This window comes from Arthrobacter bussei (assembly GCF_009377195.2).
Taxonomy (GTDB): domain Bacteria; phylum Actinomycetota; class Actinomycetes; order Actinomycetales; family Micrococcaceae; genus Arthrobacter_D; species Arthrobacter_D bussei.
In genome coordinates this window covers 282,503-300,333 of sequence record NZ_VJXX01000002.1, presented here as the reverse complement: position 1 = coordinate 300,333, position 17,831 = coordinate 282,503, and the positions used below count along the sequence as shown (strand labels likewise).

15 protein-coding genes and 1 tRNA gene are annotated in these 17,831 nt (G+C 69.7%); 9 read left to right on the top strand and 7 right to left on the bottom strand.

Annotated elements, in window-relative coordinates; all coding sequences use genetic code 11:
• Window positions 1-15 precede the first annotated feature (15 nt).
• Window positions 16-1,506, top strand: a complete 1,491-nt coding sequence (pyk, locus tag FNH21_RS09645; protein WP_152814644.1) for a pyruvate kinase — start codon at window positions 16-18, stop codon at window positions 1,504-1,506.
• Window positions 1,507-1,604: 98 nt separating this feature from the next.
• Here the strand turns inward: pyk and FNH21_RS09640 are convergent, their stop codons facing one another.
• Window positions 1,605-2,207, bottom strand: a complete 603-nt coding sequence (locus tag FNH21_RS09640) for an ANTAR domain-containing response regulator (protein WP_055771718.1) — start codon at window positions 2,205-2,207, stop codon at window positions 1,605-1,607.
• 146 nt (window positions 2,208-2,353) lie between these two features.
• On the opposite strand from FNH21_RS09640, the gene FNH21_RS09635 reads away from it, so the two are divergent.
• The 5 genes from FNH21_RS09635 (at window position 2,354) to FNH21_RS09620 (ending at window position 5,121) form a co-directional block, all read left to right on the top strand.
• Window positions 2,354-2,438: transfer RNA gene (locus tag FNH21_RS09635), tRNA-Leu, on the top strand.
• A 249-nt stretch (window positions 2,439-2,687) separates the two neighbouring features.
• Window positions 2,688-2,828 (top strand): hypothetical protein, encoded by a 141-nt coding sequence (locus FNH21_RS16890; protein ID WP_206687055.1) that lies wholly within the window; start codon window positions 2,688-2,690, stop codon window positions 2,826-2,828.
• Window positions 2,829-2,876: 48 nt separating this feature from the next.
• Window positions 2,877-3,899 (top strand): non-homologous end-joining DNA ligase, encoded by a 1,023-nt coding sequence (gene ligD / locus FNH21_RS09630; RefSeq protein WP_152814642.1) that lies wholly within the window; start codon window positions 2,877-2,879, stop codon window positions 3,897-3,899.
• A 143-nt stretch (window positions 3,900-4,042) separates the two neighbouring features.
• Window positions 4,043-4,666 carry a hypothetical protein gene (locus FNH21_RS09625; protein ID WP_152814640.1) on the top strand — a complete coding sequence of 208 codons (624 nt, stop codon included), beginning with the start codon at window positions 4,043-4,045 and terminating at the stop codon, window positions 4,664-4,666.
• 71 nt (window positions 4,667-4,737) lie between these two features.
• Complete coding sequence (locus tag FNH21_RS09620; RefSeq protein ID WP_152814638.1) at window positions 4,738-5,121, top strand: response regulator transcription factor; 384 nt, start codon at window positions 4,738-4,740, stop codon at window positions 5,119-5,121.
• A gap of 35 nt (window positions 5,122-5,156) precedes the next feature.
• On the opposite strand, the gene FNH21_RS09615 is transcribed toward FNH21_RS09620, so the two are convergent.
• The 5 genes from FNH21_RS09615 to FNH21_RS09595 form a co-directional block, all read right to left on the bottom strand.
• Window positions 5,157-5,648, bottom strand: a complete 492-nt coding sequence (locus FNH21_RS09615; protein WP_206687054.1) for a hypothetical protein — start codon at window positions 5,646-5,648, stop codon at window positions 5,157-5,159.
• A complete protein-coding gene (locus FNH21_RS09610) occupies window positions 5,648-5,827 on the bottom strand; it encodes a hypothetical protein (RefSeq protein WP_055771699.1) in 180 nt (59 codons plus the stop codon). Before FNH21_RS09610 ends, FNH21_RS09615 begins: the two co-directional genes overlap by 1 nt.
• Before the next feature lie 144 nt (window positions 5,828-5,971).
• Window positions 5,972-7,267, bottom strand: coding sequence for an alpha/beta hydrolase (locus FNH21_RS09605; RefSeq protein WP_152814636.1), 1,296 nt, complete (start codon window positions 7,265-7,267; stop codon window positions 5,972-5,974).
• A 2-nt stretch (window positions 7,268-7,269) separates the two neighbouring features.
• Window positions 7,270-9,912, bottom strand: a complete 2,643-nt coding sequence (locus tag FNH21_RS09600; RefSeq protein WP_206687053.1) for a bifunctional lysylphosphatidylglycerol flippase/synthetase MprF — start codon at window positions 9,910-9,912, stop codon at window positions 7,270-7,272.
• Between the two features lie 200 nt (window positions 9,913-10,112).
• Window positions 10,113-10,601 carry a hotdog fold thioesterase gene (locus FNH21_RS09595; RefSeq protein ID WP_191931819.1) on the bottom strand — a complete coding sequence of 163 codons (489 nt, stop codon included), beginning with the start codon at window positions 10,599-10,601 and terminating at the stop codon, window positions 10,113-10,115.
• 172 nt (window positions 10,602-10,773) lie between these two features.
• Here FNH21_RS09595 and polA point away from each other — a divergent pair, with 172 nt between their 5' ends.
• From polA to rpsA, 3 genes are all read left to right on the top strand, one after another.
• On the top strand, window positions 10,774-13,422 hold the full coding sequence (gene polA, locus FNH21_RS09590) for a DNA polymerase I (protein ID WP_241743180.1): 2,649 nt from the start codon (window positions 10,774-10,776) through the stop codon (window positions 13,420-13,422).
• 59 nt (window positions 13,423-13,481) lie between these two features.
• Window positions 13,482-14,780 carry a GNAT family N-acetyltransferase gene (locus FNH21_RS09585; RefSeq protein ID WP_191931817.1) on the top strand — a complete coding sequence of 433 codons (1,299 nt, stop codon included), beginning with the start codon at window positions 13,482-13,484 and terminating at the stop codon, window positions 14,778-14,780.
• Window positions 14,781-15,074: 294 nt separating this feature from the next.
• A complete protein-coding gene (gene rpsA, locus FNH21_RS09580) occupies window positions 15,075-16,547 on the top strand; it encodes a 30S ribosomal protein S1 (protein WP_055771683.1) in 1,473 nt (490 codons plus the stop codon).
• A 105-nt stretch (window positions 16,548-16,652) separates the two neighbouring features.
• Here rpsA and FNH21_RS09575 read toward each other — a convergent pair whose 3' ends face one another.
• Window positions 16,653-17,816, bottom strand: a complete 1,164-nt coding sequence (locus FNH21_RS09575) for a class I SAM-dependent methyltransferase (RefSeq protein WP_152814628.1) — start codon at window positions 17,814-17,816, stop codon at window positions 16,653-16,655.
• Between the last annotated feature and the right edge of the window lie 15 nt (window positions 17,817-17,831).

Sequence of the window (17,831 nt, the reverse complement as noted above, 5' to 3'; positions counted from 1 at the left end):
GACTAGGCTAGGTTTATGAGACGCGCAAAAATCGTTGCAACATTCGGGCCCGCAATCGCCAGCTATGAGAACACGCTCGCCGTGCTCGAGGCGGGCGTGGACGTCGCCCGGATGAACATGAGCCACGGTGACTACACCGTGCACAGCAGCACCTACCAGAACGTGCGGCGCGCCTCGGAGGAGCTGGGCAAGCCCGTCGGCATCTTCGCCGACCTGCAGGGCCCGAAGATCCGTCTCGGCCGGTTCGTCGACGGACCCCACGCCCTCGCCCCGGGGGACGTCTTCACGATCACCACCGAGGACGTCGAGGGGACGCAGGAGATCTGCTCCACCACCTTCAAGGGACTGCCCCACGACGTCAACGTCGGTGACATGCTCCTTATCGACGACGGCAAGGTATCGCTCCGCGCGACTGCCGTCGACGACGTCAAGGTCACCACCGAGGTCGTCGTCGGTGGGATGGTGTCCAACAACAAGGGCATCAACCTGCCCGGTGTCGCCGTCAACGTCCCCGCCCTCAGCGACAAGGACGAGGAGGACCTCCGCTGGGCCATCCAGATCGGCGTCGACATGGTCGCGCTGTCCTTCGTCCGTGATGCCGGTGATGTCCGGCGCGTGCACGAGATCATGGACGAGGAGGGACGCCGGGTCCCCGTCATCGCGAAGATCGAGAAGCCCCAGGCCGTCGACGCCCTCGAGGAGATCATCGACGCCTTCGACGCCATCATGGTTGCTCGTGGGGACCTCGGCGTCGAGCTCCCGCTGCAGGACGTGCCGATCGTGCAGAAGCGGGCGATCGAGCTCGCCCGCCGCTGGGCCAAGCCGGTCATCGTCGCGACCCAGGTCCTCGAGTCGATGATCGACAACCCGCGGCCCACGCGAGCCGAGGCCTCGGACTGCGCCAACGCCGTCCTCGACGGCGCGGACGCCGTCATGCTCTCCGGTGAGACGAGCGTCGGCAAGTACCCGATGGAGACGGTGAAGATCATGAACGACATCATCGAGTCCACCGAGCGCCACGGCCTCGAGCGCGTCCCGCCGCTCGGCAGCAAGCCGAAGACCCGCGGTGGCGCCATTACGCGTGCGGCCGTCGAGATCTCCGACCAGCTCGACGCGAAGTACATCTGCACCTTCACGCAGTCCGGCGACTCGGCCCGCCGCCTGTCCCGCCTGCGCCCGAAGAAGCCGGTCGTCGCCTTCACGCCGGTGCAGTCCACGCTGAACACCATGTCGCTCATCTGGGGCATCCAGCCGAAGCTCGTCGAGTTCGTCGAGCACACGGACCAGATGACGTCACAGGTGGACCGCGTCCTGTTCGAGCAGGGTCTCGTCGAGGTCGACGACCTCGTGGTCATCGCCGCCGGTTCCCCTCCCGGGCAGGCAGGATCGACCAACTCGATCAAGGTGCACCGCGTCGGCGACATCACCGACGCCGGCCAGCTGCCCGACGACCACACCTCCTTCATCAAGGAGGACGTCGGCCCCTGGCCCGTCAAGAAGAAGTAGCGATCGCCCGCTGACCACGAAGACCCCCACCCGATCGGGTGGGGGTCTTCGTGGTCGGCGCTGCCGACCGGGTGGGACCGCAAGGGGTCCCTGCGGGGTCAGTTGACCTGGTTGATGATCGTCTCCGCGACCTCGCGCATGCTGAGGCGGCGGTCCATGGAGGTCTTCTGGATCCAGCGGAAGGCCTCGGGCTCGGTGAGGCCCATCTTGGTGGTGAGCAGGCTCTTGGCCCGCTCCACGAGCTTGCGGGTGGCGAACTGTTCCTGGAGGTCGGACACTTCGGCCTCGAGGGCCTTGATCTCCTCGTGGCGTGACATCGCGATCTCGATGGCGGGGATCAGGTCCGCGGGAGTGAAGGGCTTGACGACGTACGCCATGGCACCGGCGTCACGGGCGCGCTCGATGAGTTCCTTCTGACTGAAGGCCGTGAGGAGGACCACGGGGGCGATGCGCGCCTTGACGATCTGCTCCGCAGCGGTGATGCCGTCCATGACGGGCATCTTGACGTCCATGAGGACGAGGTCGGGCCTGTGCTCCTGGGCCAGGGCGACCGCCTTCTCGCCGTTGTCGGCCTCCGCCACGACCTCGTAGCCCTCGCCGCGGAGGATCTCGATGATGTCGAGCCGGATCAGCGTCTCGTCCTCGGCCACGATGACCCGGCGAGCGGGTCCGGCGGGCGTGGTTTCGGTGGATTCAGACACTGTTGCTCCTTGATGATGACGGCGTTCCGGCGGACCGCGGACGGCATGGTCCCGATCCGGGATCCAGCCTATCGGCATGTAGAGTGGTTTCGCGCACCGGCGGAGGACGGAAGTCGGCCTTCTTCCTCACAGCCGTGGCGGGCACGGCCCGAATGGCGGAATTGGCAGACGCGCTGCACTCAAAATGCAGTATCGAGAGGTGTGTGGGTTCGAGTCCCACTTCGGGCACCACGGCCGCGGTCCTTCCGCGCGGCGGACCACCCTGATGACCGCGCTGATGACCGCGCTGATGATCGCGCTGCCGATGCGGCGGATGGTCAGGCGGATCACCCGGCGGCGTTGTTCGCGTAACACCCGGGGTGTGTGAAGCACCCTGCTGTTTCTCCTGCTCCGCACCCGGGATCATCGCGTCATGACGACGCCGACCCTTCCGCTCCAGACGCCTCCTCGGACTGCAGGACCAGCCCCCGGGTCCGGCCGGTGAGCGCCACCCGCTGCACCTGCGTCTGGGGTGCGCGACCGCTCGTCCGGCTGGTCATGGATCCCGCCTGTCCCGCCTTCACGCTCCACGTGCTGCGGGACACGGTGAGGCCGTTCGGGGAGCGGCCCGCGGACGGCTGACTCCCGCCGGGCCTGCCGCCCGGAAGGACCCGCGGGTACTGTGGGCGCATGGCCAGCGAAGCGATGATCCTCGACGTCGACGGACCGGAGGGCGTGCGGCCGGTCCGGGTGTCCAGCCCCTCGAGGGTGCTCTGGCCCGACGTCGGCCTCACCAAACTGGACCTCGCCCGGTATCTCGTGGAGGTCGCCCCCGCCTTCCTCCGTGCGAACGGCAACCGCCCCGTCTCCCTGCAGCGCTTCGGCGCGGACGTGGACGGTGAGTTCTTCTTCAGCAAGAATCCGCCCAAGGGTGCTCCTGACTACGTGCGGAGCGTGACGGTGACGTATCCCAGCGGACGCTCCCATCCGCAGCTGGTCCTCGATGAACCGGCGTCCGTCGTCTGGGCCGCACAGATGAACACGGTCGTCTTCCATCCGTGGGCGTCCCGTGCCGCGGAGCCGGATCTCCCCGACGAACTGCGGATCGACCTCGACCCGCAGCCCGGTACCACCTTCGCCGACGTCGTGGCCGCAGCCCACGAGTTGCGCGCCGTCCTCGCCCACGCCGGGCTCGCGTGCTTCGTCAAGACGTCGGGCAACAGGGGACTGCACATCTTCGCGCCGATCGAGCCCGCCCACGAGTTCCTCGACGTCCGCCGCGCCGTGATCGCTGCCGCGCGTGAGCTCGAGCGCCGGATGCCGGACCGTGTGACCACGGCATGGTGGAAGGAGGAGCGCGGCGAGCGGATCTTCGTCGACTACAACCAGGCGAACCGGGACCGCACCATGGCGGGCGCCTACAGCCCGAGGGCTCTGCCGCATGCGCCCGTCTCCTGCCCCGTGACGTGGGAGGAGCTCTCCGGCGTGGACCCGGCGTCGTTCACGGTCGCCACGGTCCCGCAGCGACTGAGGACGATCGGCGATCCGTGGGAGCACATGCATGACGCACCCGGGAGCATCGACGTGCTGCATTCGTGGTGGGAGCGCGACGCCGAGCAGGGACTCGGGGAGCTGCCCTTCCCACCGGACTTCCCCAAGATGCCCGGGGAACCGATGCGGGTGCAGCCCAGTCGTGCACGTAACCGGGACTGACGCGGCCTGTCAACGGTCCGGCGTCGTCCGAGGTCCCTGCCCGACGCCGATGGCCCGCTGGTAGAACAGGAAGGAACGCTGCTGCGCCCCGGTGGAACCGGGCCTGACACCGTGCCGGTCCCTGGCCGGCCGCTGGGAGAACCATGAAGAAGAACGCCCTGCCGACGACCCTCCTGCTGCTCCTCGCGCTCTCCGGCTGCGGAGGCAACCCCGCCACCGGTCCTGAACCTGCCGGACCCACGCCGAATCCGGCCGAGACGGCATCGGAGCAGGCTGCATCCCCGTCCGACGCGCCCTCCGTGGAGGGGCTCGCGGATGCGAACAGCGGCAGCTTCGCCTTCCTCGTCGACCAGGCGAAGGGGGACGTCGTCCTGCCCGCCGAGGCGCCGGCCGACGTGGAGGCCCTGCGCGCCGAGCTGGGCGAGGACGCCGTGACCTACGCTCTGGTCACGGTGCAGAATCCCGAGGGTGGCCTGACCCTCGACCTGGACACCGTGACCATCTCCACGCCCGAGGGGCAGGAGCTGGAACTCCGACCCGCAGCGGCGGTGATCGAGGAGTGGGGCGCGGCGGCGAACGGCGGTGAGGCCAATCCTGACGTCGTCGGACTCGTGGAGGAGTACAGCGGGGGAGCGCTGCCGGGAGAAACGAGCGAACTCCTCATGATCGGGTTGTTCCCCGAACTGCCGGGCACCCTCCGGACCGTTATGGTCCAGCCGTCCGGCGGCGTCGAGGCGGTCGAGGCGACGGTCAGGCCCGAGTCCTGACCCTCCCCGCAGCTGCAGCATCCCGTAGGGCTGCGTGCCCCGGCGGAAACGCCCCGGAGTAAACTTGCGGCATGCCGAGTACCGACCGCGCCCGCACTGCCGTCGTCATCGAGGACGATGACGACGTCCGGGATCTCCTGCACACCGTGCTGACAGGATCCGGTTTCCGCGTGCACACCGCGCCGGCGGGACTCGCCGGGGTCGAGATGGTGCGGCGCCTGATGCCGGACGTCGTGACGCTCGACGTCGGCCTGCCCGACATCGACGGCTTCGAGGTCGCGCAGCGCATCCGTCGGTTCTCGGGAACCTTCATCGTCATGCTGACGGCGCGCGCGGATCCCTCGGACGAGAAGCGGGGATTCGAGTCCGGGGCGGACCGCTACCTCCGCAAGCCCTTCCGGCCCGCCGAGCTGCGACGGCACATCCAGGAGGGGACGGCCACCGCCGACGCCTGACCCATGTCGGCAGGTGCCGATGGGTGGGTCCTGCGTCAGTGCGAGCGCACGCCGGCTCGGCTGACGAGTGCGGGTGGGTTCAGCGCGTCGGACGCCGCACCCGTGACCACCGAGTACACGCCCTTGTGGAGGTAGTCGACGGTCTTCTCGCCGGAGGGCCAGAGCGACGGAGCGGCGCCCGCCCCGGTCGCGTTCTCGAGTGTCTGGTCGAAGGCGAGGCGCAGCACGGTGTGAGCGGCTGTCGCTGACGGACCACGGATCCCCGTGACGGACCAGATGCCACGCACCGCGCCGAGCGCGGCACCGGTGAGCCAGTGCATCGCGTGGTTCCACCCCGGGTACTGCGCCGCCTGGCCGGTGGGCCGGCGCAACAGCAGACGCAGCGTGCGCGCGGGGACGTGGGAGTCCGGCCGGCCGGTGACGCGCTGCTCCAGGAGTTCACCGGCGGTCATGGCCGCGGTCCCCAGCAGGCCTGCCGCGGCACCGCGGAGAGCCGCCCGGCCGAGGGCCGCCGCGCGCTCCGCCACTAGTTGTCGTTCCCCCGGGCATCGTCGCCGAGGTCGGTGTCGATGCCGTTGTTGTCGTCGTAGTTTCCGGTGTCCGTCCCGGAGTTGTCGCTGTCCTTGGTGCCGAGGTCGCAGCCGCCCAGGAAGAGCGTGCTCGCGGCGAGGAGGGCGGCGATGGTCCTGTGATGCTTGTCTGCCATGGGAGGCTCCGTCCGGGTGCTGTTCTGTGCTCTGGCAGGACGGTCATCGGGGACCGGCCCTCCTTCCACGGTAGGAAGAGCCGGGGAGCCCGGGCAACCATCCCGGGGGTCACAGGGCGGACTTGCTTTCCGGCACCGTGGTTCCTACCCGGCCAGGACGCCGGCCCGCTGCATGAGCCAGTCGAGGTTGTTCTGCAGGCCGGCATTCCAGGCCTCCCACGTGTGACCGCCGGGTACGGTCTGCAGCTGGACGTCGACCCCCGCCGACGTCAGGGCCGCCGAGACCTTCTCGCCCTGCGGCCTGTAGAAGCTGTCATCGGCACCGACCGTGATGATCCCCGCGGTGCCGGGCAGGGGAGTCGTTGTGACGACGTCCAGGGCATTCTGGGCCTCGAAGGCCGCCGCGTCACCGGAGAAGTAGTTCGCGATCAGCGCGTCGCGGCCCGCCTCGATGGTGGGCTCGTCCTCGCCGGAGATGTCGAGGAAGGTCGGATACACGGACGGGTGTCCTGTCGCCAGGGTCAGCGAGCAGGTCCCGCCGTAGGAGAATCCCCCGATCGCCCAGTCCGTAGCTGCATGGGTGCCCGCCTTCAGCGTGGACTTCACCCATGCGGGGACGTCCGTGGACAGATAGGTCCCGGCCTTGCCGTAGTTGCTGTCCAGGCACAGTGACGGCGTGGGACCGGTGCTGGCAGAGCCATCAGGGAGGATCACGATCGGGGCCAGGCCCTTGTGCGCCGCGGCGTACGCATCCATCACCGCGGGAAGCCGACCGCCCGTGATCCAGTCCTCGGGCCCGCCGGGGTCGCCATGGATGAGGACGAGGACCGGCAGGTGGGCCGGGGTGGACGCAAGATACGCCGGGGGCAGGTAGACGTAGGCGTCACCGGCCTCCACTCCCGAGACCGTCCCGGGGATCGTCGTCACCGAGATGGTCCCCGTGGAGGGCATGTCGGCCGGTGGCTCCCAGGCGTCGAGGGTGGTCAACGGACCGGAGCCCTCGGGAGTGCGGACGGCCTCCAGGCGGGGAACGTCCGCACCGTTGGTTATCGCCTGCAGGGTGGGAAAGGAACCGTAGTAGGCGTTGATGCTCACGGCGACCGCCACGAGGACCAGGACGGGAGCGACGACGGTCAGCACGCGCTGCCACCACCGCCGGCGGGTGCGGAGCCCCGTCGCGCCGAGCAGGACCGCCGCGATCGCCGTGCCGCCCAGCAGGTAGAACCAGGGGGGCTGTGGCGCCCCCCAGATGTTGAGGACCTCCTCGGTCACGAACCAGACCGCGACACCCCCTACCGCGCCGATCAGTGCGGCCGGGACGACGGCGCGAACCAGGTGCCGCCGGCGGCCCGCTACGAGCCACAGGAGGGCCAGTCCGCCCAGGGCGGCGAGGACGGCGGGCGCGGGCCCGTCGATGAGGTCCCACTCGAGCGGGTCCATGGCTACTCCTTCGGTCCGCCGGAACGGGTGGGGGACGGGTCGCGCTCGCGGAGGGGCGGTGCGGGTGCGGGTACGGGACCGGATGCGCGGACGGGCAGGGAGGCCGGCGCCGGCCCGGGTGCGGTCCGGCCCCTGCGTCGCGGCCCTGTGACGAGGAGCCGCCACACGTCCGCCGCGCCGACGTCGGGCGCATAGGCACGCGTGATGGCCTGCCCGATCGCCGGCAGCGTGGCCGGGTCCTCGAAGCACAGGTACAGCGGGACGTAGCGCGGGCCGAACTTGGCCTTGAAGGCGAAGAGGGAACGGAAGCCGTAGACCGGCTCGAGGGTGCGGCTGACGACGCCGAGCATCCGGTCGAGGGCGTCGCCCGGGTCGCCGTCGGCGTCCTCCGACCCCGACCGGGCGAGGGGAGCACCGGAGAGGCTGAGCTCTGTACGGCCCTCCGCCTGCAGGTCCAGCGCGGCCTGCGCGATCAGCACCTCGATGCTGTGCTTGAAGCCGGAGCCGCGCCGGCGCATGAAGTCGAGCGTCCACCCGGTCACCCGTCCGCCGTCGTGGATGGGCAGCCAGGACGCCACGGCGTGGACCGTCCGTCCGTCGTTGATGATGACGGAACAGCGCACGGCGGGGTCGCGGAGCTCGTCGATCCCGCCGAGGGTGAAGCCCATCTCCGGCAACGACTTGTCCGCCACCCATTCCTCGGAGATGCTGCGCACCTGGTCGAGGATCACCGGCGGGGTCTGCACGGGATCGACCCACTCGTTGTGGACGCCGTTCTTCCTGGCCTGGTTCAGGGCGGTGCGGACGTCCTGGAACCGCTTGCCGGTGAAGGCGAGCCCGTCGAGGTCCAGGACTGTCTCCTCCGCGACCTGCAGGCGCCGGTACCCACGCGGCAGCAGGTCCGCCACCTTGCCGGTGACCGAGTAGAAGCAGGGGATCCAGCCCTGCGTGTGGCAGTACTCCGAGAACCCGCGCAGTGCTCGTCCGGTGTCGGCGGCCGGGCCGACCGGACCCGCGAGGGTCAGTGCGACGCCGGAGATCACCCGGTAGGGCACGTAGGAGGACCCGTCGAACCAGTAGGAGTTGCCCGGCCAGAGGCCCATCCAGGTCATGGAGCCGCGGCCCTCCACCGAGGCGATGCTCCGTGCGCGATCGCGGTCGGCGTCGTCCCCGGTGCGCCGGACCGACCGGAAGGAGCGGAGCAGGAGTCCGGCGACCACAGCCCAGAAGGCGATCCCGATCCACTCGTAGAGGATGATCGCCGCGCTGTCCGAGGGCAGGAACCCGGGGTAGACGTGCAGCGTCGCCGCGATCGGCAGCAGCCGCTGCGGGAAGTCGGCGAGGAGCGTGGGCAGCGTGGCCCCCGGGCTGAACTGGCGCGCGACCACCAGTCCGAGCCCCACGTAGAGGGTGCCGGAACCGACGAGGGCGCCGGCCGTGTGAAGCCCGATGGTGCGGTAGGTGCCGGGAGCCGCGCGAAGCACGAAGAGGCGCCGGACGAGGACCAGGAGCACGACGATCACCACGGGCTGCAGCGCCGGCACCACGAGGTCGGCGATGATGCGTTCCGGGCGTGCACCCGCCAGGAGCGTCGCGAGCTCACCGTCCGCGCGGTGCCGCAGGAAGGTGAGGAAGGTGTGGACCGACAGCAGCGCCAGGGCCAGCTGCACCACGATCGTCCCGGCCCACGCGAAGCGCCGGCCGCGTCTCAGGCCGTCGGCGAGGACGAGCAGGAGGACCGTCGGGAGGCAGGACATCACGAGGCCCCCCGCACCGGCCCGTGCCTGCAGTTGCGCCTCGGCGCAGCGCCGCACCACGCCGCCGGGCTTGCAGGCCGCTCGGACGGCGTCGGGCGTGGCGCCCTCCACGGAGGTGAAGAGGATCCCGAGGACCGCGAACGGCCCGGTCGCATGCGGCGAGAGGGCGGCGAGCGCGGGCCCGACGGCGGCGGCGGCGCAGACGAGCGCGACCAGGACACGCGACTCACGGATGGACGGCGCAGCCGGTCGGTGCGCGTGGCGCCCCAGGAGGAGCGGCCCGGCAGCCAGGCCCGCGAGGGCTGCGAGCAGGAGCGCGACGGACATCAGCGCGCCGTTGTAGAGGACGAGCGTCAACGGCAGGAGGACGCCCATGATCCTCAGCCGCCGCCGCCAGAGGGGCCCCATCCCCGCGGTGGCGGCCAGCATGGCACCGAGCATCCCGAGCGTCGGACCGCCGAGCGATGCACTGCCGAACGTTGCCGACCAGCGGGGGAAGAGGGGAGCGACGGCGGTACCGAGCACCAGGGCGCCGATCAGCGCCGCGAGGTGGGTGACGACGACGGCGAGGGCGAAGCGCCGCGTCCCGAGCCGGGTCTCGGCGAGGATGCCGAGGGCGGCGGTCGCCGCCGTCGCTCCGAGGTAGGCGGGAAGATCCGGCGCCCAGACCAGGGACAGCAGCAGGGAGAGGGGGTGCTGCTCCGAGGTGCGGGCGGAGAAGAGGACGGACGGCGCGAGCCCGGCGGGCGGTCCGGCGGGCAGCGCACCCGTGCCGAGGGCGAGGAGCCAGACGGCGGCGAGGACCGACAGCGCGAGGGGAGCCGTGCGGGCCGGCCGGACCGGACTGTGCCACGCGGACCGGAGCATCACCGCGATCCGCCATGGCATCGATCCCGGCGCTGGTCGCCTTCCCTGCTGTCTGTCCGCCATCATCCCTCGTCCCGCTCCCGGCGTGTCCCGGGGCGGACGCCCCGGGGCGTCCCACCCGGCCGGCCGCAGTCAGTATCCGGGGATCGACTGACTGTTCTCTGGGCGGTGGGTGTCCGTCCGCTGGACGGACCGAGGGGCGGGCCCGGACGGGGTGAGGATCAACCGCGCGCGTCCCGGATCATGTTGGTGATGCGGGCGGTGGACAGACGCCTGCCCTGCTCGTCGGTCATGACGACCTCGTGGGTGGTGAGCGTCCGCCCGAGATGGATCGCCGTCGCCGTGCCGGTCACCGTGCCGGAATCGATGCTCCGGTGATGCGTGGCTCCGACCTCGATCCCGACCGCCTGCCGACCGGGACCGGCGTGCAGGCCGGCGGCGAAGGACCCCAGCGTCTCGGCCAGCACCACGTGCGCGCCACCGTGGAGGATGCCGGCGACCTGCTGGTTCCCCTCGACGGGCATCGTGGCGACCATCCGCTCGGCGCTCATCTCCTGGAAGACGATGCCCATCTTCACGGTCAGCGCACCCACCCCGTACCGGCCGAGCCACCCGTGCATCTCGGGCGGGATCCCTGCGGCGGTGAGCTCGGCCAGGCGCTCCTCCGTGGGCTGCTGGACGGGGTCGGGGCGGGTGCGGTTGTCTGTCATGGCAACTAGGCTGGCACCTGTGAGTGAAACGACCAAACCTGCTGCCACCCTGACCATGACGCCGCCTGCCGAGGGCACCCCGGACGGCGCCGTGGCACCGGCCGGCGGGCAGGCGTCGGCTCGGCGGAGCGACGGCTCGCGCAACAGACTTCTGGTGATCGACGGCCATTCGATGGCCTTCCGCGCCTTCTACGCACTGCCGCCGGAGAACTTCTCCACCGACACCGGTCAGCACACCAACGCGGTCTACGGCTTCACCGCGATGCTCATCAACCTCATCAAGGACCAGAAGCCGAGCCACGTCTGCGTGGCCTTCGACCTCGACACCCCGACCTTCCGCTCGGAGGAGTACACGGAGTACAAGGGCGGCCGATCCAAGACGCCCGAGGAATTCCACGGGCAGGTGGACCTCATCATCAAGGTCATGGAGGCCATGCGGATCCCCACCATCTCGCTCGATGGCTACGAGGCGGACGACATCCTGGCGACGCTCGCCCACCAGGCAGCCGCGGCGGACTGGGACGTGCAGGTGGTCAGCGGTGACCGGGACGCCTTCCAGCTCGTCAACGACCGCGTGACCGTGCTCTACCCGAAGCAGGGCGTCACGAACATCCCGCAGATGGACGCGCAGGCCATCGAGGAGAAGTACTTCGTCCCGCCCCACCAGTACTCGGACCTCGCGGCGCTGGTGGGAGAGAGTGCGGACAACCTGCCGGGCGTGCCGGGGGTCGGCCCCAAGACGGCGGCCAAGTGGATCAAGCTCTACGGCGGCCTCGAGGGCATCCTGGAGAACCTGGACAAGATCGGCGGCAAGGTCGGTGACTCGCTGCGCGCCAACATCGAGGACGTGAAGCGCAACCGCCGCCTGAACCGCCTGCTCACCGACCTCGAGCTGCCGGTGGACCTGGACGCGATGGTGTCCCAGCACCCCGACCGCGCTGCCGTCGAGGATCTCTTCGACTCGCTCCAGTTCAACACCCTGCGCAAGCGCCTCTTCGATCTCTTCGGGGAGGAGGAGTCCGAGGAGGAGGGGGAGGAGCAGAGCGCCCCGGCCCACGTGATGCTCGAGGACGCTGCAGCGCTGACGCACTGGTTCGCGTCGACCAACCAGGCCCAGGCCTCCGTCTCCCTGGCCACCGAGACGACGGCCGGCGCCACGGACGTCGTGGGGATCGCCGTTGTGACCTCCCTGCAGGCCGCGTTCATCCCGCTCGAGCAGCTCGACGCCGAGGCGGAGAAGATCCTCGGTGCGTGGTTGGCCGGCACGGACGCCCCCAAGATCGTGCACGACTTCAAGACCGTCGCGAAGCTCCTGCACGCTCGCGGGTTCGCACTGGCAGGCGAGGTCGACGACACGGCGATCTCCGGGTACCTGATCCAGCCGGACCGCCGCAGCTACGAGCTCGCCGATCTGGCGCAGTATCACCTCCGGCTCTCGATCACGGCTGCCGCGAACGATTCCTCGGGCCAGCAGGCTCTGGACCTCGGCGGCAACGACGTCGCCTCGCCCGCCGTCGTCGCGGCCTACGCGGCGCTCCAGCTGAGCGAGCACTTCGCCGGACAGCTCGTGGAGCGCGGCGCCAACCAGCTGCTCGGCGGACTCGAGCTGCCCCTCGCGGAGGTCCTCGCCCGGATGGAGCTCACCGGCGTGGCCGTCTCGGTCGAGGGTCTGGACCGGCTCTACGACGACTTCTCCACCACCATCAGCGCTGCCGGGGCCGAGGCCTACCGGATCATCGGCAAGGAGATCAACCTCGGTTCCCCGAAGCAGCTCCAGGCGGTGCTGTTCGACGAGCTCGAGCTCCCGAAGACCAAGAAGATCAAGACCGGGTACTCCACGGACGCGGACGCGCTCACCGATCTGATCGTCAAGACCGGGCACCCGTTCCTCACGCAGCTGCTCGCGTACCGCGACGCGATGAAGCTGCGCCAGACGGTCGAGGGCCTGCGGAAAGCGGTGGACGACGACGGCCGCATCCACACCACCTACCTCCAGACGATCGCGGCGACCGGCCGGCTGTCCTCGACGAACCCGAACCTGCAGAACATCCCGGTGCGTTCGGACGAGGGACGGCGGATCCGCGAGGTGTTCGTCGTCGGGCAGGGACGGAACGGCGAGAAGTACGAGAGCCTGATGACGGCGGACTACTCGCAGATCGAGATGCGGATCATGGCGCACCTCTCCGGCGACGAGGGGCTGATCGCCGCCTTCCAGGAGGGCGAGGACCTCCACCGCTTCGTCGGTTCGCACATCTTCGGCGTGGCTCCCGAGGACGTGACCAACGCGATGCGGTCGAAGGTCAAGGCCATGTCCTACGGTCTGGTGTACGGTCTGAGCTCCTTCGGCCTCTCGAAGCAGCTGAACATCTCCGTCGACGAGGCGCGCACCCTGATGCGCGACTACTTCGAGCGCTTCGGTGCCGTGCGAGACTACCTGCGCGGCATCGTGGAGCAGGCACGCAAGGACGGCTTCACCTCCACGATCGAGGGACGTCGCCGGTACCTCCCGGATCTCTCGAGCGACAACCGCCAGCTGCGGGAGATGGCCGAGCGCGCGGCCCTGAACGCGCCCATCCAGGGCTCCGCGGCGGACATCATCAAGAAGGCGATGCTCGGGGTGGACGAGGCCCTCACCCGGCGCGGACTCGCCTCGAGGATGCTGCTGCAGGTGCATGACGAACTCGTCCTCGAGATTGCCGAGGGCGAGGCCGAGGAGGTCGAGGCACTCGTGCGCGAACAGATGGGGTCGGCGGCCGACCTCTCCGTCCCGCTCGACGTCTCGGTGGGTACGGGAGCCAGCTGGCACGACGCCGCACACTAGGAGCGGACGGAGGCGCCGACGAGGGACCGGGACGCGGTCGCCGGGCTAGGGTGGTCCTCGTGAGCCATGACACGACACCTGCCCTCGAGACCCGCATCTTCACCCCCGATCCCGACGAGGACGCCTCGACGACGGGACGTTTCGCGACCTGGCTGAACGCCGAGGGCATCGGTTTCCACGACGGCACCTTCGATCCTGAGGACATCCCGCGCTTCCTCGAGGCGTACCAGGCCGACGGGCGCGTGCTCTGGGGTGTCCACGACGACGCCCAGCCGGCCGAAGCGCTCGGGGCCGACCATCCGGTGGGCACCTACGGCACCATGGTCCACCCCCTGAACGTCGGCTCGGCCCAGATCGAGGTCCACCAGATCACGGCGGTGACCGTCCGGGCGAGCCACCGCCGCCGGGGCATCCTGCGGTCCATGATGACGCGCGACCTGCATGAGGCGAAGGACCGTGGCCTTCCCGTCGCGATCCTCACCGCATCGGAGGCGACCATCTACGGCCGCTTCGGGTTCGGGGCAGCGACGTTCACGCAGAGCATCGAGGTGGACGTGCGGGAGCGCTTCGAGGTGACTGCTCCGGCCACCGGCACCACGACCCTCGTGGCCCGCGAGCACGCGGTGCGCCTTGCCGGGCAGGTGTTCGCCGGCTTCCAGGCGTCGACCTTCGGATCCGTGGGCCGACAGTACGCCTATGCGCGGCGGGCCTCCGGCGATTGGGGACGCGAGCGGCCTGTCGAGGACCGTGCCGTCCGGATGGCGGTCCACTACGACGCCGAGGGAACGCCCGCGGGCTATGTGACCTACCGCTTCGCGGGCTGGGAGACGTCGCCGCGCACCATGAAGGTCCTGGACCTCGTCGCCGGCACCCCGTCGGCTTATCTGGAACTGTGGCGCTACCTGGGATCGCTCGACCTCATCCAGGTGGTCACCTGGGACGAGGCCCGACGCGACGACCCCCTCCCGTGGGCGTTGCGCGACCGCCGCTGCTATGCCGTCAAGGGCACGGACGACGTCCTCTGGGTCCGCATGCTCGACGTCCCCGCGGCGCTCGGAGCGCGGTCCTACCGCGGCAGCGGGAGCATCGTCCTCGATGTGCAGGACGATCTCGGCCTCGCACAGGGCACCTTCGCGCTGGCGGTGACGGACGGCGTCGCGCAGGTGCACATCGTCGACGACGGTACCGCCGCCGACGTCACGCTCACGGTCAACGCCCTCGGATCGCTCTACCTCGGTGGAGTCCAGGCCTCGACCCTCGCGGCGGCCGGTGGCCTCACTGCCGGCGCGGCCGAGGTCGAGCGGCTGGATGTCCTGTTCGGGCTGGCACAGGAGCCCTACTGCATCACGCACTTCTAGCTTCGAAGGTGACCGCCGGACCGGGTCGGGCAGGGCCCCGTCCGAGCGGCTCGCCGCGACCTGGCTGCTTTGACGGTGTTGGGGGCCGAGGCTAGACTGGACAGGCGCGTAGTGCGCTCTGGCGGGTCCCGGTGCAGACCGATGTCCTCCGCAGGGCACTACCACTGTCGAACCTCTCGAGGTTCTGTCCCTTTCGTCCACATCCGGACAGGGGAACCCGCTCCCGGCATGGCTGGAACCGCGGCGTTCACCATGACCGGAGCACGTCATCATCCACAACGGAGTCCCAACTACATGACCATCACCACCACCGAGAAGCAAGGTGCCCCGCAGGTCGCTATCAACGACATCGGCACCGCTGAGGACTTCCTCGCAGCTATCGACGCGACCATCAAGTACTTCAACGACGGAGATCTCGTCGAGGGTACGGTCGTCAAGGTCGATCGCGACGAGGTCCTGCTCGACATCGGTTACAAGACCGAGGGTGTCATTCCTTCCCGCGAGCTGTCCATCAAGCACGACGTCGACCCGGGGGACGTCGTCTCCGTGGGCGATCAGGTCGAAGCTCTGGTGCTCACCAAGGAAGACAAAGAAGGCCGACTGATCCTCTCCAAGAAGCGGGCTCAGTACGAGCGCGCCTGGGGCGACATCGAGAAGGTCAAGGAAGAGGACGGTGTCGTCACCGGTACCGTTATCGAGGTGGTCAAGGGTGGCCTCATCCTGGACATCGGCCTGCGCGGCTTCCTGCCCGCATCGCTCGTCGAGATGCGTCGCGTCCGCGACCTGGCTCCGTACATCGGCCAGCAGATCGAAGCGAAGATCATCGAGCTCGACAAGAACCGCAACAACGTCGTGCTGTCGCGTCGTGCATGGCTCGAGCAGACGCAGTCCGAGGTCCGCTCCACGTTCCTCAACAAGCTCGAGAAGGGCCAGGTCCGTCCGGGCGTCGTCTCCTCGATCGTCAACTTCGGTGCCTTCGTGGACCTCGGTGGCGTCGACGGCCTCGTCCACGTCTCGGAGCTGTCCTGGAAGCACATCGACCACCCGTCCGAGGTCGTCGAGGTCGGCCAGGAGGTCACGGTCGAGGTGCTCGAGGTCGATCTTGATCGCGAGCGCGTCTCCCTGTCGCTGAAGGCCACGCAGGAAGATCCCTGGCAGACCTTCGCCCGCACGCACGCCCTGGGCCAGGTCGTCCCGGGCAAGGTCACGAAGCTCGTTCCCTTCGGCGCGTTCGTCCGCGTCGAGGACGGCATCGAAGGCCTCGTGCACATCTCGGAGCTCGCCGTTCGCCACGTGGAACTCGCCGAGCAGGTCGTCTCCGTCGGGGACGAGCTCTTCGTCAAGGTCATCGACATCGACCTGGAGCGCCGCCGCATCTCGCTCAGCCTCAAGCAGGCCAACGAGGGCGTCGACGCCGACAGCACCGAGTTCGATCCCGCGCTCTACGGCATGGCCGCCGAGTACGACGACGAGGGCAACTACAAGTACCCCGAGGGCTTCGACCCCGAGTCGAACGAATGGCTCGAGGGCTACGAGACGCAGCGCGCGGCCTGGGAAGCCCAGTACGCCGAGGCGCAGTCCCGCTGGGAAGCCCACAAGAAGCAGGTCGTCCAGCACGCGTCCGACGACGCCGCCGCGGCGAACGAGCCGGTCGAGTCCAACTCGACCAGCTACTCGTCCGAGCCCGTCGTCACCGACTCCGGTTCGGGGACGCTCGCGTCCGACGAGGCACTCGCGGCACTCCGCGAGAAGCTGACCGGAGCGTAAGCCACCGGTTCACCGCTGACAAGAAGGCCCCCATCCATCGGATGGGGGCCTTCTGTGCGTCCGGGGCTGTACGCGGCCACTCGTCCGAACGAGACAGCACGTCGATCACCCGTGCGGCCGCTTCCTCCTGGTCGAGACGGTCACGGTGAAGCGGCTGGTGCGGTCGAGCTGCCGTGTGGGGCCGATGGTGCGCTCGAGGACCGGCCTGTACCGGAGATGACTGTTCCACACCGTCCAGAGCTCGCCGCCCTCCGTCAGTACCCGCGCGCACGCGTCGAAGAGGCGGTGTGCAATACCCTCGTGGACCGTGCTCCCGCTGTGGAACGGCGGATTGAGAACGATTACGCGCGCGGAGGCATCCGGCCGGGCCGAGAGGGCATCATCCCGGCTGACCGCCACGCGGTCAGCGACCCCGTTGGCCGCAGCGGTCGCCAGCGTGGAGGCGACCGCCGACGCCGACTGGTCGCTGGCGTGCAGACGGAGGTCGGGCCGGCTGAGCGCGAGAAAGGCGGAGATCGCGCCGTTGCCGCAGCCGAGGTCGATCACTTCTGCTTCCACCGGCCCGCCGACGGAGATGCCCTGCAGGTGGGGGAGGAGCAGCCGCGTGCCGGGATCGAGCGCGGCCCCGCCGAAGGTGGCGCCGAAGGCGCGGAGCTCGAGCGGTCGGTCCAGGCCGACGTCGTGCCCGGAGCGACGGGGGAAGGCGGTGGCGGGGACGGCCAGCGGCTGCCGGGAGACCAGGACCCTCGACTTCTGCCGCGCCAGGCTCGCGGTGACGGCCCCGAAGTGGCGAGCCAGGACGGCGTTCATCGAGACGGACATGTGCTTGAGGCGGCCTGCGGCGAACACCTGGACGTCCGGCCGTGCGTGGGCAGCGATCGTCCAGGCCAGCTCGTCCAGCTCGTCGAGTGCACGGGGCAGACGGAGCAGTACCGTCGAGACGCCGTCGAGCAGTTCGGGCGAGAGGGGATAGGAGCGGTAGGCGCGGTGCAGCCCCTGCTCCGCGGCATTGCGGGCGAGAGCCCTTTCGTGCACCAGGCCGTCCTGGAAGGACCGAAGGTCGCTCCGCCCCGTCAGGTCCACGGCTCCCAGGGTCACCGCTCCGTAGGAATCCCCGATCGTCGCAATCGCGCCGTCGGTGCGTCGCAGTGCCTCCGCTGCGACGTCGAGCAGGAGACGGTCCGCTGCGTCCACGGCGACGAGCTCCGGGGCTTCGAGGTCGGGGCGCCGGCGCAGCAGGTCGGGATCGAAGGGGCTCACCCGATCCATCGTAGGGCCCGTCCC

What these genes read in the sequence shown, in the direction of transcription:
- FNH21_RS09625 (WP_152814640.1), top strand. Translation starts at nt 4,043, where the DNA reads ATGAAGAAGAACGCCCTGCCGACGACCCTCCTGCTGCTCCTCGCGCTC.
- FNH21_RS09605 (WP_152814636.1), bottom strand. Translation starts at nt 7,267, where the DNA reads ATGGACCCGCTCGAGTGGGACCTCATCGACGGGCCCGCGCCCGCCGTC.
- polA (WP_241743180.1), top strand. Translation starts at nt 10,774, where the DNA reads ATGGCCTTCCGCGCCTTCTACGCACTGCCGCCGGAGAACTTCTCCACC.
- FNH21_RS09620 (WP_152814638.1), top strand. Translation starts at nt 4,738, where the DNA reads ATGCCGAGTACCGACCGCGCCCGCACTGCCGTCGTCATCGAGGACGAT.
- FNH21_RS09610 (WP_055771699.1), bottom strand. Translation starts at nt 5,827, where the DNA reads ATGGCAGACAAGCATCACAGGACCATCGCCGCCCTCCTCGCCGCGAGC.
- FNH21_RS09595 (WP_191931819.1), bottom strand. Translation starts at nt 10,601, where the DNA reads ATGACAGACAACCGCACCCGCCCCGACCCCGTCCAGCAGCCCACGGAG.
- rpsA (WP_055771683.1), top strand. Translation starts at nt 15,075, where the DNA reads ATGACCATCACCACCACCGAGAAGCAAGGTGCCCCGCAGGTCGCTATC.
- FNH21_RS09575 (WP_152814628.1), bottom strand. Translation starts at nt 17,816, where the DNA reads ATGGATCGGGTGAGCCCCTTCGATCCCGACCTGCTGCGCCGGCGCCCC.
- ligD (WP_152814642.1), top strand. Translation starts at nt 2,877, where the DNA reads ATGGCCAGCGAAGCGATGATCCTCGACGTCGACGGACCGGAGGGCGTG.
- pyk (WP_152814644.1), top strand. Translation starts at nt 16, where the DNA reads ATGAGACGCGCAAAAATCGTTGCAACATTCGGGCCCGCAATCGCCAGC.
- FNH21_RS09600 (WP_206687053.1), bottom strand. Translation starts at nt 9,912, where the DNA reads ATGCCATGGCGGATCGCGGTGATGCTCCGGTCCGCGTGGCACAGTCCG.